The sequence below is a fragment of the Clostridium lamae genome (genome assembly GCF_033043255.1).
Lineage (GTDB): Bacteria > Bacillota > Clostridia > Clostridiales > Clostridiaceae > Clostridium > Clostridium lamae.
Genome location: NZ_JASCQJ010000016.1, coordinates 59,637 through 73,891, shown reverse-complemented (window position 1 = coordinate 73,891; position 14,255 = coordinate 59,637). Strand labels below are relative to the sequence as shown.

At 26.7% G+C, this 14,255-nt stretch carries 14 protein-coding genes and 1 pseudogene; 2 read left to right on the top strand and 13 right to left on the bottom strand.

Annotated features, from left to right (window positions below; translation table 11 throughout):
• The 4 genes and pseudogenes from QK892_RS09685 to QK892_RS09670 all read right to left on the bottom strand — a co-directional run.
• Nucleotides 1-184 (bottom strand): annotated as a pseudogene (locus tag QK892_RS09685) (hypothetical protein); the annotation flags it as partial.
• 1 nt (nt 185) lies between these two features.
• Nucleotides 186-1,655: a YncE family protein gene (locus tag QK892_RS09680; protein ID WP_317273348.1), complete on the bottom strand. Its 1,470-nt coding sequence runs from the start codon at nt 1,653-1,655 to the stop codon at nt 186-188.
• 21 nt (nt 1,656-1,676) lie between these two features.
• Nucleotides 1,677-1,946 (bottom strand): DUF3343 domain-containing protein, encoded by a 270-nt coding sequence (locus tag QK892_RS09675; protein WP_317273347.1) that lies wholly within the window; start codon nt 1,944-1,946, stop codon nt 1,677-1,679.
• Between the two features lie 74 nt (nt 1,947-2,020).
• Nucleotides 2,021-3,742 (bottom strand): coiled-coil domain-containing protein, encoded by a 1,722-nt coding sequence (locus tag QK892_RS09670; RefSeq protein WP_317273346.1) that lies wholly within the window; start codon nt 3,740-3,742, stop codon nt 2,021-2,023.
• Between the two features lie 223 nt (nt 3,743-3,965).
• On the opposite strand from QK892_RS09670, the gene QK892_RS09665 reads away from it, so the two are divergent.
• On the top strand, nt 3,966-4,730 hold the full coding sequence (locus QK892_RS09665; protein WP_317273345.1) for a hypothetical protein: 765 nt from the start codon (nt 3,966-3,968) through the stop codon (nt 4,728-4,730).
• Nucleotides 4,731-4,859: 129 nt separating this feature from the next.
• Here the strand turns inward: QK892_RS09665 and QK892_RS09660 are convergent, their stop codons facing one another.
• From QK892_RS09660 to QK892_RS09620, 9 genes are all read right to left on the bottom strand, one after another.
• Complete coding sequence (locus QK892_RS09660) at nt 4,860-6,569, bottom strand: flavin monoamine oxidase family protein (RefSeq protein ID WP_317273344.1); 1,710 nt, start codon at nt 6,567-6,569, stop codon at nt 4,860-4,862.
• A 58-nt stretch (nt 6,570-6,627) separates the two neighbouring features.
• Nucleotides 6,628-7,767, bottom strand: coding sequence for an aminotransferase class V-fold PLP-dependent enzyme (locus QK892_RS09655; RefSeq protein ID WP_317273343.1), 1,140 nt, complete (start codon nt 7,765-7,767; stop codon nt 6,628-6,630).
• A 338-nt stretch (nt 7,768-8,105) separates the two neighbouring features.
• Entirely contained in the window at nt 8,106-8,657 is a 552-nt protein-coding gene (locus QK892_RS09650; protein WP_317273342.1) for a DUF4489 domain-containing protein, read from the bottom strand.
• Between the two features lie 130 nt (nt 8,658-8,787).
• Complete coding sequence (locus QK892_RS09645; RefSeq protein ID WP_317273341.1) at nt 8,788-9,546, bottom strand: hypothetical protein; 759 nt, start codon at nt 9,544-9,546, stop codon at nt 8,788-8,790.
• 176 nt (nt 9,547-9,722) lie between these two features.
• Nucleotides 9,723-9,905, bottom strand: a complete 183-nt coding sequence (locus QK892_RS09640) for a DUF1858 domain-containing protein (protein WP_317273340.1) — start codon at nt 9,903-9,905, stop codon at nt 9,723-9,725.
• Nucleotides 9,906-9,965: 60 nt separating this feature from the next.
• Entirely contained in the window at nt 9,966-10,517 is a 552-nt protein-coding gene (locus QK892_RS09635) for a hemerythrin domain-containing protein (RefSeq protein WP_317273339.1), read from the bottom strand.
• Between the two features lie 8 nt (nt 10,518-10,525).
• The gene (locus tag QK892_RS09630; RefSeq protein WP_317273338.1) at nt 10,526-11,161 is read right to left on the bottom strand and encodes a hypothetical protein; all 636 of its coding nucleotides are present in this window, start codon (nt 11,159-11,161) and stop codon (nt 10,526-10,528) included.
• A 77-nt stretch (nt 11,162-11,238) separates the two neighbouring features.
• Nucleotides 11,239-12,012 (bottom strand): histidinol-phosphatase, encoded by a 774-nt coding sequence (locus tag QK892_RS09625; protein ID WP_317273337.1) that lies wholly within the window; start codon nt 12,010-12,012, stop codon nt 11,239-11,241.
• 128 nt (nt 12,013-12,140) lie between these two features.
• Nucleotides 12,141-13,046, bottom strand: a complete 906-nt coding sequence (locus tag QK892_RS09620; protein WP_317273336.1) for a hypothetical protein — start codon at nt 13,044-13,046, stop codon at nt 12,141-12,143.
• 94 nt (nt 13,047-13,140) lie between these two features.
• On the opposite strand from QK892_RS09620, the gene ltaE reads away from it, so the two are divergent.
• Entirely contained in the window at nt 13,141-14,178 is a 1,038-nt protein-coding gene (gene ltaE, locus QK892_RS09615; protein WP_317273335.1) for a low-specificity L-threonine aldolase, read from the top strand.
• Nucleotides 14,179-14,255 lie beyond the last annotated feature (77 nt).

Genomic DNA, 14,255 nt, shown 5'->3' with positions numbered 1-14,255 from the left:
TTCTATTGAAATCTTCAATAATATAAAAATATTTAAGACAGTCTTTGCAAATAATATTCTTGTTAATAACTTTATTATTAATAATAGTTTCACAAAAAATACCAAAGCTCTCGCTATATGAAAATTTTAATAACTTTTTATCTTTTGTTTTTAATAAAAAGTGATTATATGTTTTTAATACCATTTTATACCTCCTCTAGATTGTTATTTATTTCTTTGAAAGGTACATAAATTAACTCTTCTTTTGTAGCATAAGTTGAAATAGTTGAACTAACATCAAATAAAATATTATTATCTTTTATATATGGAAAAGATATAATTTCACTTGATGACTTAACAGTAAAATTCAGATCATAATCTTGACTTTTTTCTATATATAAAATAGCTTTCTGTTTCCCTGTTAAGTTACCTTTAATAATTAACTTTTCTTTCTTTGAATTTGTACATTCTACATAATATGGAATATTAAATTCAAAGCTTATTGCTATATAATTTTCCTTATTAATGATTAACTCTTTATTTTTACTTTCTTTAATTATTTTACAATTTTCAAACTTTATATCTTCTATATCTATTTTTTCCTTAGAAATTAATTCAATTTTTTCCTGTTGAAAAATTATTTTTTCTTTATATGTAGATAATACTTTATTAGCTAATATAAAGTTTCCTTGGCTTTCTAAATTTCTATCATTGGAATTCTTATATAATAAATCCTCTTCTTCAGAGTTATTTTCTTCAATAATACATATACTATAAGGTTGTGAATTTTTTTCTTGAAAGTTATATGTGCTCACAATTTTTTGATTCTCAATATCAATTATATCTAATGCTCCTCTACCTTTATCATCCTTGCTAGTTGCCAATACATATCTATGATCTTTTAAAAGTTTTGTTTTCTGAGGGTCCTTTAAAGAAGTTTTAAAGTTGCCTACTATACTTCCTTTTAATATATCTATAACCTCTACTCTATTTAATCCAGTATTTATTACATACAAAAATCTATAATTTCCATCTATGGATGAAAGAATTGAACCATTTGGAAATTCAATATATGATATTTTATCAGTATAAATATCTATCATAATGAGCTTACCACTTAAACTCTTTTTATTAATGCCTTTATTTAGAATATATAAATACCTATCTTCAGGTCCTATAAAAATATAATTAGGACTATCTCCAATATTCTTATAAGTTTTTATATTCTCTAATGTTAAAGTATCATAAATACTTAATTCGTTTTTAAAAATATCCAAAATAAAAAGCTTGCTTCCATCACTACTTATCTCTATACCATCCACTGCAATAAATCCATTTATTTTATTAAGTATCTTATTATCATCTAGGCTGTATATACATACTTCTTCTATATTGGAAACATAAATTCTTTGAGAGATAGAATCCAATTTAATATGTCCGTTATTAGGCATATATAAACTTTTACTAGTTCTTGTTATATGATTAATAATAGTTACTCTATCATTTCTATCTGTAGCAATATAAATATTATCTCTATTATCTACAACTAATTCATATGGTCTTGGACCAACTTCTATTTCATCGATAACATTTGAAATTTCCCCATTTAGAACGGAAATTTTATCACTACCTAAATTAGACACATAAACAATACTTTTATTTATTGCATTAATCATGGATTCCACTTTCCTCCCATCTTATTCTATTAATTCATAATCCTCTTCTTTTCCATTCTTAATGATTTTAAAGACAGCAGTTGGATATATATTATTTCTTTCAAGCTCTAACTTAACATTATCTCTATCTTCTTCTTTAATTTTTAAGGCCTGTGTGCAACTTATATTAACCTTATTTGGTGCTGTCACTAATTTAGTCTGTATCTTTTTAACTCTTAATCTATCATAAATATAAATAGCTCTATAATGTGAAGTAAATACTATAATATAGTCATATTCATCTAATCTCATAATTTATCTCCAATTCCTTTTGTATTTAGATATATATCATATTATGCTATTACTTTTTTAAGTTGACTTTGAATTTATGTCCTTTTTCTTAAAAGCTTTTCCATAACAGATTTATTCCTCTCTATTTGAAGCTCAGTATTTATTTTCTTGTTTTCTTCTATTAATGAAGTTAACTCCTTCTTTATTAGTAAATTTTCTTCTATAATAATATTATTTTGATTTTCTAATGCTATTTTCAAATGAATTTCTTCTTGGATTTTTCTATCCTTTATTAATAGTTCTTTAGTAAGGTTATTTACTTCTTCCTTAAACAATTGAATTTCTTCAATATATTCATTTTCTTTAGCTTCATTTTTCCTATATTCCTCTATCATAATATCTCTTTTTGATAATTCTAAATTAATAGTTTCTATTTCATTCTTCAGGGCTTCAATCTCATTAATATAGGTATTAACCAAATTTTGAAAATTTTCTTTTTCTTCTTTTAATATATTTATTTCTTCAATTAAAGCTTCATTTTCTCCTTGAATTTTTTTCTGTAATTCTAAAAAAATATTACTATTTTCTTCTGCCTTTCTCTTTTGTTCCACTACCCTTGCTAACTGCTGATTATACTTTTCTATTCCTTGTTGATTTTTTTGTAACAACAAAGTTAAATGTGCTATTCTATCTCCTAATTCTTTATTTTCTTCTTTTACTCTATAAAGCTCAGATTTAATTACTTCTGTCTCTTCATTATTTAAATCAACTCTATTACCATTAATTATCACATTATTATTTTCTTTATTCTCACTGTATACTAATTTTTGGGGATCATATAAATATACATCTAACCCACTTGTTGCATAAATATTTTTCCCCTTAATACGTCCTTCTTTAACTTCACTAATATATGCATTGCATCTTTCTATTTTTATTTTATTATCTCTGTTATATTTTGTTTTATATGTCCACTTTTCAGCTATAAAAACTGAATAGTATATTTCATTTTCCTCCATCCAACAAGCAAAAACTTTATTACCATCCTTAAATACTAAAGGTTCAATTATACTATTTTTCCCTTCATAGACTCTATAGTATTTAAACCTTTCTCTAGAATCAATTATTACATGATCAAGTGAATAGGATAAATTTTCCCTAGATCTATTTAAAACATGAATACTCTTATTATCTAACTCAACATCAAAATATATTTCTTCTCCTTGAATTCCATAAAGCCTAATAGATGGTGTCCAATTGTTACTATGATAAATTGAATAATTTAAAGATAATTCATCACCTTCATCTGATAAATAGAATAAATAAATTTCATTTTTATTATTTATGTTAATTAAGTAGTATTCCTTTAAACTTGGTTTTAAAATTATGTCTTGTAACTTTATAATATTTGTATTATGGCCATCCCAAATACAGTGCATTAAAACACCATGATCATTACCATTTTCACTTGCTAAAGCATAAAAAATATGCATTTCAGATCTAATTATCTCGATTTTTATGCATTCTATATTATAATCATTATCCTCTACCTTATATAAAACCTTACCAACCCATTGATTATCTTTCATAGTACAATATCTTAATTCCCCTTTAGTATTTGAATATACTAAATGTATTCCTTCACTGTCATCTACAAATAATCCAAAGCCTGTTACCCTACTGTCTATTAAATTTTCTTTTGTCCATTTTCCTTCTGTATACATAAGTCTATAGTTTAGCTCTTTATTGTCATTTACAGAAAATCTCCATAAACTTTCTTTGTAGTCAACATATAGCCATGGATATATCCCCCTCATGTTAACGCTCTCCTTTATATATTAATTAATAATCTATATCCAAAAATTATTTATACATAAACCATCTATAAAATTATATTTATATTTATTTACTATTATGCAATTTTATCTTATAAAAAACTTTTCAATTCCTATTTTTTAATATCACCACTTTATTAATATTTCATATCATGTATTGTGAGTACTAAAATGATAATTTATTATTTTATAAAGGAGAATTTATATGTCCATTAACTTTAAAAAATTCATGCCCCGTCCAGGACTAGTAAACAAACAAGGCCGCTTACCAGATCCTGCTGAATTAGTATGTATAGAAGTACCTAAAGTATTTGATCAATGCTTAATTAAAAGATGCCTTGTATATTGCGACGGTCCAGATACAAACACAACTGATTGTGAGTTAAGAAGTGATCCACTTGATGCACCAAAAAGGTATATTTCAAGTAGAGACTTTAAGTTAACTTTAAATTATGTTGATAAGATTCCACTAAAAAAACATCACGGCTACAAAAAAATAATTTTACACTATACTATATCTTTTTATGCAGATTATATTGACTGTGATGGAAAAACTAAAAGTGAATTTTTTGAAATTAACAGAACTGACACAATAGGAAAATTCTATTGTCCAGATTCAATTTCTCAAGCCACAACTACACTTGGAGATGAACTATGTGATAATAACTTAATTAAACTTGAAATGGTTGCAGAAGTATTACATGGTGAAATACTTAGTGATGAACATGGAGATGAATTTTTAGATATTACTTTAGGTTACTATATTGTAGTTAAATGTGAACTTTTAGTGCAATTATTAATTCCTGCTTATGACTATTGTCCAGTTCCAAAAGCTGCTTGTGAAGAAGAGCCTGAGGAAGATCCATGTGAAGTATTCGATAGAGCTCCAGTTCCTAAGTTCTATCCAGATCAACATTTAGAACCATTATTCCCAGACAATGATACTTGTGATGAAGATGAATTAGAGTAATATTTATTTATTTATTTTTTCTACTTGAAAGGTAGTTAAGTTAACCTAGTAATTTTTTATACTTTTATAAAAGTACTTAAGTTAATAAAATGAAAAATGACCTACAAATATTCGCAGGTCATTTTTATTTTATTGACTATATTTTCTTTTTATTTCTGCAGCTACATTATTAGCTGCAATCATTCCACTTTGTAATGCTCCCTGCTGAGTTCCATGTTTCGCAGTAGCATTATCTCCTGCAAAGAAAATCTTATTGTCCATTTCAGGACTTATATTTGAATAAGAATAAAAAGTTTTATCCTGTGGTTTATATAAATTAGAAAATCCCCAAATATATTGTACATCCGACCATACTATTGATTTATAATCTAATACAATACTATCTAAATATCCTTTTGGTAAGTTATGAATTTTCTCAATATAATTTATAATATCATTTATTTTTATATCATCACTTAAATAAGAAAACTCATCTGATTTATCTCCAAAGCTATAGCTAGCAAGTAAAACTCCTGGAGTCTTTGAATTCTTATTTAAACTAATAATTTCTTTATTATTTTTATCATAATGTACACTTGCATTATCTGAAGGATAATAAATTGAATAGAGAGGCAAATCCGTTATTGTTCTTCCCCCTATTATTCTTTTATTCTTTCGTTCTAATTCCCAGAATCTTTCTTTTAGATACAAATAAACCTTTTGAGAATTTTTAAAGCTTATTTCATCAATTGATCTTAGTTTATCCTTGCTGAAACTTTCACTAATATTCATTCTTTTTATACTATTAGGTGAAATTGTAATTATTAAATAATCAAATTCGTCACTTCCGTGTATATTTTTTTCTGAATCTAAATAATTTACTTTAACCTTACTTTCTAAGTTATTAACTCCATCAACATAAAAACCTAATTTGACATTTACCTTTCCTAATTCCTCTTTGTTAATATAAGAATAGGATTTTAAATTCTCTTCTATTATTGCTTCGTATAAGGATTGTGGTAATTTTATCATTCCACCTGAAATATTATAACTACTAATATTATCTAAAGTATATTTCTTTTGTAAAATCTCTGTAATACTTGCATTATAAAACTCCGTAACTCCATTAATATATCCTATCATATTTATGGCATCTTCACTAAACCCCTCTAGCCTATAGGCTTCCTTTAAACTTAATTTATCTAAGTTTTTAATATTTTTAGAATAGTTATCCTTTATTTGAATTAATTCTTGCCTTTCTTCTGATTTTAAGTCATTTAAATATTTATTATATATATTTAAATGGTCTTTAGCTTTTAGCTTTATTTTATCTAATCTTGTTAAATCATATCTTGGATATATATTTTTTGCTATTTGTCTTTCCTTATTATAAGCTCCAGCATTTCTCAAATAATAATATTGATTGTTATTATTGCAAACATTAGTACCTAATTTAAAAAGATTAATATAATGCCAAGTAGTATAATGAGATATTGGAATACTTCCTTCTCCGAAATCTCCATAATACTTGTTGTTTCTATCAAAAGAGTGAGTGTAAACTCTTCCCCCTATTCTTTTACTTGCTTCGAAAACAGTAATATTACATCCTATTTTTTTTAATTCATAGGCTGCTGCAAGTCCTGCTTCACCAGTACCAACTATTGCAACATTTACTTTTTTCCCTTGTTCACTTTTACAAATACTTCTAATATCTTCTGGTGGACTCATTAAATTAATTATATTTTCTATATCTTCTATTCTTCCTTCTTTCTTAAGTTCATTTTCAATAGTAATATATCTATCATAATCACTAGGATTATTTATAGGATATTTATTAATTTTACTATATTTCTCTTCCATAACTTCACATCCTAATGTTACATTTACATATATATTTATATATGTACAATGATACTAATTATTTAGACTTATAAATTTTTATAATGTTTTTAATTAATTCATCTATATCTTTTGGTGTATTAAAGCAACCAGGACTAACTCTAACTGTTCCTTTATATTCTGTTCCAATAATTTTATGAATTAGTGCTGCACAATGATAACCTGTTCTCACAGCAACTTCTGAATCATTAAGTTCTTCTCCGACCACTGAAGCATCAATACCTTCAATATTAAAAGAAAGTACAGATACCCTATCTTTCAAAGATGTACTTCCATAAATTCTTATAAAATTAAGCTTCTTTAATTCTAAAATAAGCTGCTCTGTTAACTGCATTTCTTCTTTATAAATATTATCTATTCCTATTTTTTTAATAAATTTTACCCCTTCACATAATCCTGCTATACCTGGAGTATTTATGGTTCCACTTTCAAATTTATCTGGTAATTCATTAGGCTGATCAATAGAATTTGAATTGCTACCAGTTCCACCCGCTTTAAAGGATTTAAGATTTATTCCTTCTTTTATATATAACCCTCCTGTCCCCTGCGGCCCAAGAAGTCCCTTGTGCCCTGGGAAAGCAAGTAAATCTATATTATCACTATCTACATCAACTTTAATAGAACCTGCACTTTGAGATGCATCAACTATAAAAACAATTCCATATTTTTTTGCTATTTTACCTATTCTATTAATGTCTTGTACACTCCCTAATACATTAGAAGCATGATTTACAACTATTGCTTTAGTATTTAGTTTGATTTCTTCCTTTATATCTAAAGGATTTATATATCCTGCTTTATCAGAAGAAACCAAAGTTACTTCTATTCCAATTTTTGATATTTCAGTTAATGGTCTAAGAACAGAGTTATGCTCAATAACTGTACTAATTACATGGTCTCCCCTTTTTAATAATCCTCGAATTGCTATATTTAAAGCTTCAGTAGCATTACTAGTAAAGACTATGTTTAAAGGATTTTTTATATTAAAAATTTCTGCTATAAGATTCCTTGTCTCCATAACTTTAAGTTCTGACTTAATTGACATGTCATGAGAACCTCTTCCAGGATTTGCACAATAATTTTTCATACAATTTAATACTTCTTCATAAACCTTAGATGGTTTTGGAAAAGATGTAGCCGCATTATCTAAATAAATCATATTATCACCTTATATTAATACTCTAGTATATTATATTAATGCTATTAAATTTTAGTTCTTATTATACATACAAATCTCTTTAACTAATAAATAAATCTCCTAATGAAAAAACATCTGGAGATTTTATAATTATATTCTTAAGTATTAAAAAAATCTTTAATCATTATAACAATAGTTATCACAATATATAGTTGCACTAAGGCTAACATTATTAAAAGCACTGTTTTCATCAGCCTTTTATGAAAATCCCAGGTATGAAAATTCATACCTGGGATTCAATTTACAATGATATTTCCTTATACTTTTTTATAAGGTACATCATTTAATTTAAATTTATATTAATATTCACATTCACAATTGCATCTTCTTCTATTGCAATTAGTTGCACAAGCATTTGATTTACAAGTTGATACAGCTCCAAGTGTAGCGTTATTAATAGCTATAGTACCACCTGCTATAACAGTTGTAACGGTTGCAACTGCTGTATAAGTGCAACAATCATTATTGCAAGAATCTGAATCACAAATAAAGAATGAAAAAGTTCCTGAACTAGCTATTGCTACTAATTCAGCCCAAGTCCAAGCAGGTCCAACAGGTACTGGAGTAATTTGATTTCTACATTGCTTGAATATTTGAACAGTAAAAGCTCCTGATGCTGCTAATGGAATAACTATATTACTTGCAAATTCTAATTTAGTGCTTGGATCACATAAACAAGAAGTATCTAAAGTAAGTGATGCAAGAGTAAATGTAGTTCCTACTGTAGCAGCTAATGGAAGTATAACTGAACTTGGGCATCCACATTTTATAATAGTTGGACATTGTTGTTTTTCTTCTTTTCTTTTATCTTTTCCACAAGGTTCATAGTAACCTCTTGACATTGAATTCATAAATTGAATCCTCCCTTTTTTATTTAATAAAAATATTTATAATTTAGTATTTATAGTTTTTTATTTTGTTTAATATTTTTTGTTTTTTATATGATACTTTTCTCTTATTCTTTTGTCATTCTAGTCAATATTATCTGTCTTCATCATCACACTCTTGAAATAATGGTTCTAAATTTTGATCTGGATAGAACTTAGGAACTGGAGCCCTTTCAAATCTTTCACATGGATCTTCTTCAGGTTCTTCTTCACAAGCCTCTCTTGGCACTGGACAATAGTCATAAGCTGGAATTAATAATTGAACTGAAAGTTGGCATTTAACTACTATAAAATAACCTAAAGTTATATCTAATACTTCATCTCCAGCTTCATCTTCTACTATTTGCCCATCTAATGCCTCTGCTACCATTTCTAGCTTAATTATATTAGATTCTTCACTAGCAACTTCTTCGTCACTACTTGCTGAAATTTGTGCTATAGAATCTGGGCAATAGAACCTTCCAACAATATCTGTTCTGTTAATCTCATAAAATTCACTTTGAGTTATACCACTATCATCAATATAATCTGAATAAAAGCTTATAACATAATTAATAACTAATTTTTTAAAGTTTGGATCCCCCTTAAGAGGAATCTTATCAACTGATAGTAGTCTTACTCTAAAGTCCCTGCTTGAAAGATACCTTTTAGGATTTACTAAAGGATTGCTTCTTAACTCTTCATCAGAAGTTAATGAATCTAGTCCATCAGCATATACTAAACATCTCTTTATTAAGCATTGGTCAAAAACCTTTGGAACTTCAATACAAACTAACTCTGATGGATCTGGTAAACGCCCTTGCTTATTTACTAGTCCAGGTCGTGGCACGAATTTCTTAAAGTTAATGGACATATATTCTCCTTTCATAAAAACTACAATACTATAAGATAATTTTGTAATTATAGTACATATTATGATGTAATATGAAAGATGTGATATTTAATTGTCGTATATTATATTTTTTATCTATAAAAAATATAAAAAAAACTGTGCCAAACAACTTATGTTTAACACAGTTTTTAATCTTGTTATTTATTTAATGCTTCTAATAAAGAATCTAAATTCAATCCATGAACTTTAGCTGCTTCTTCAATTGTTTCTGCTTGAGCTGACGGACACCCTACACATCCCATTCCAAAGCTCATTAATATTTGTGGAGCATTTTCCTTCATTCTAACAACTTCACCTATAGTCATATCCTTAGTAATCATACTTATCACCTATCCTTATTTTATTTTAGATCCAATAGTTATTTTAAAATATTCTTATTCCTAAATGCAATACTTAACTTTTAACTCTTCTAAAATAGATAAATTTTCATTCTTTATATTATCAAATTCATTTTCAAATTTAACGCATTCATCATTAATTACACTCATCGTATCTTCTTTTAATTCTCTTTGTGCGAACTTATAAATTACATTATCTTCTTTATGAATATGTCTTTCTAAAAGATTAGTATAGGAAACAGCATTTGCAATTATATCAAGCTTTGCTTCATCATTCCCATTTTTTAAATTTTCTAAGGCTTCACTTAAGCTTGTTACGTATAACCTTCCTAAATCATGTTCTACTAGCATTCCATATTTAACAACTTTTTCAGCTGTTTCTCCTATTTCATCCACCATTCTATTAAAAAGCATTATTTCTTCTTTTTTATGATGATGAGAATCTGCATAATTTCTTATAAAAGATATTATTTTATTAAAGTCATCATAGTTAACATCTTTTCCTTCTAATATAAAGAAACAAGCCTTTCTTACTATCTTTAACATAACCTTTATATTTTTATGTTCTTCCATCATTAATTCTATTGCATCCATATTATCACCTATACTCTTTCTATAGAAAATTCATTATTTCCTAGGAAACTATACTTATAATTACCGTTAACTTTGTTTACAAAAGACTTTATCCATAAGTCTCTTAAATTATAGAACAAGTTAACATCTCCACCTACAGTATCCCAAAGTTCTTTATGAACACAAATTCTTCTTTTCCATATCACTTTATCTTCTTCTTGTAATAAAACTTCATTTACTCTATCACATGGCATTCCATCTAAAATATAGTCATTAACAGCATTAAATATATCCACTGCATTATTTATTAGCTTACCTGATTCTATTACTTCATTTGCAGCCTTCAAACCTTGATTTATATATAAATTCTCTAACTTTTCTTTACTTCCCTCTTTTTCTAGAATTTTAACAGTCCATGTCGCAAGTCTATATTCTGCAGAATGAATTTTATCCTGAAGCCATCCATGTATATTAGAAGTATCTATCATATCTTCTAAAGGAAGCTTAGGTAATCTTTGTCCATATTTATTATCAATCTCACTAGATAAACTTTCTACATCTAATCCTTCATTTTTCGCTAAATGAATTATTTCTTCTTCAAGGTCCTCAAACCAAACTATCTTATTAAACAACCAATAATGAATTTTTCCTAAAAATAAGCTCATATACTTCCTCCAATTACTTTATTTCTAAAGATAGTCTATCATAATAGATAATTCAATTCGGTAACATATGTTACTAACTATAACTTATCTATTATTTCAAGACCTAGTTTTTTAACAAATTCTTCCCCAATATATCTATTTCTTAAATCTTCAGGTAAATGTGCATCTACACCTAAAATCCTTTTTACCTTATATTCTTTAGACAAATTCCAAAACTCTTCTATAGGATAAAAATATCTTTCTCCTAAGTTATATTTAACTTTCCCTCTTTTGAAACCATTTATGTTTATTTCTATTGGTATATTAAGCCTTTCAGCCGCTTCCAATATCCTTCTTGAAGCCTTAATTGTGTATTCATCCCAAGCTCTATATCTTACACCAAATAAATCAGGATGCGCTAAACAATCAAAATAACCACTTTCCATGGATTTAATAACATAATCAATATAAATCTCTAAAATTTCAGGTGTTAACTTTATCCCCCCTACATATGTCCATTCTCCTTTATAAGGGAAAAAGTGTACTCCTAACAATAAATAATCTACTTTATATTTTTCTCTGAAATCATCATATAACCAATGATAGTCTTCAAAATACTCACATTCAATGGACTTCTTTATAGAAATTTTATCTCCATACTTTTCCTTTGCATCGTCTATTTCCTTAAAATATATCGGTAAATCATTATAGTTCATTCTATTGTAATTATCTATATTCTTACCTGGATGGGGCAAATGGTCAGATATTCCTATTTCATCATATCCTTCTCTTATTGCTTCCTCAATATAGTCTTCAATAGTACCACTTGCATGATTACATCTATAATTATGTGTATGATAATTAGTCTTCATTTCATCACCTATCCTTTGTATTAGTTTATATTTCATATTTTCAAAACTTATAATAACATATATAAATATTTACTTCTATTAATAAGAATAAATGAAAAGGCTATCATAAAAATTTTATTATCTTAATACTAAATAAAATCCATTCTTACTCCTTGTACTTCTATTACTCGTTTACTAATTGCTCCATGAACCACTACTACTTCATCTCTTTCTTGAATATAACAATAATTTCTTACTTTAAAAGTAATTTCTTCTTCTAATTTATAATTAGTTATATATACTTTATATACTGGTATTCTAGATTTACTACTTGTTACGTCTATAATCCCTGTACATATTCCGCTAGTTTTAGTATATAAACAAAAAATAATTTCAATTAAGTAAATCACCTCTGGTATAAAAATGAATAAGAACAAAACTGTAGCTAACTCAAATCTCCCTACTAAGAATATAGCTAAAATTAAGATATTATATTTTCTTATTCTATGAATTCTATCATTCCATTTAACTTTAACATGTGGAAAAAACCTTACTTTCATTCTCCAAAAAACATTGCTTTCTTTATTAAGGCTACCTGGGTAATCAAAATCTCTTTTCCACCTAAGCTGGATATCCATTAATTGGATAGACTTAATTTTTCTTTCATTGATATATAAAATTATTAAAATAATCTCTATCAACATTTCTAATCTAATTAATAATAAATCTTTAAAAATTATTGAAATAGCTATTGTATATATAGCAAATAATATGAATATTATTTTATAAATTATAGTTTTTCTTTTTATATCTATTATCATTTCTTCATTAACTTCTAATTTTATATTACCAATAGAAAATATTCCTAAAATTAAAACAGAAAATGTCATCATAATAGTTAATCCATTTATATCTATAGAATCAAAAAATTCTATGCTAATTTCGTTGTATTTTAGAAAATATGATATATTTCCTATTAATCCCATAACTAATCCTACAACAAAGAAAGCTCTTAATTGTTCTAAGTTTCTCCTTTCAGATCCCATTGTTCCCATAATAACTACTCCCTATTGTAAATTTTTACTTAACTATATACTTTTATTATATTATAATTAAATTATTTATAAACTATTTAAAGGGGGTATTTTAATGAAATATATTGATTTAAGAAGTGATACTGTAACTGAACAACCTAGCTTTATGAAAGAAGCAATGTTTGCAGCTGAAGTTGGAGATGATGTTTATGGTGATGATCCTACCGTTAATAAACTTGAAGCTTTAGCTGCTGAAATTATTGGTAAGGAATCTGCTTTATTTGTTCCTAGTGGGACTTTTGGGAATCAACTTGCTTTATTTACTCATTGCAAACGTGGAAGTGAAGTAATAATTGCTGATTCTAATCATATTATTGCTCATGAAGTAGGTGCAAGCTCTGTAATTGCTGGTGTACAATTAAGGGCTATAGATTCTCCAAATGGAATCTTGAAAGCAGAAGATATCGAAAAGAGAATACGTTTTGAAGATGACGATATTCATTTCCCATCAACATCCCTTATTTGCATCGAAAATGCTCATTCTAGTGGTAATGTATTAACTATTGAAAATATGAAAGAAATATATACTATAGCTAAAAAATATAACTTACCAGTTCATCTAGATGGCGCAAGATTATTTAATGCCTCAACTGCTCTTGATGTTAATGTAAAGGAAGTTACAAAATATTGTGATTCAGTTATGTTCTGCTTATCAAAGGGATTATGTTCTCCTGTTGGATCTATCTTAGCTGGAGATAAAGATTTTATTAATAAGGCTAGAAAAAAGAGAAAATTAATGGGTGGTGGCTTAAGACAAGCTGGCTTTTTAGCTGCTGCAGGTATAGTATCATTAGAAAAAATGACTAAAAGATTAAAGGAAGATCATGATAATGCAAAATTACTTGCAGAAGAATTAAACAAGATACCCGAAATTGAAGTTGATTTACATAACTTAAAAATTAATATGGTATTTTTCAGATTTAAAGATAAAAATATAAATACTAAGAATTTAGTTAGTCATTTCCTAGAAAATAATATTAAAATTAACGACGTAGAGAATGGTCTTATGAGATTTGTAACTCATTATTGGGTTACAAAAGAAGATGTTTATACAATTGTTAATGTTTTAAAATCTTTTTTATCTAGAATATAAATTATCTAAATATAAGTATAGGAAGCTATTAGTCCTAGCTTCCTATACTTATATAACAATATACAAATACAATTATA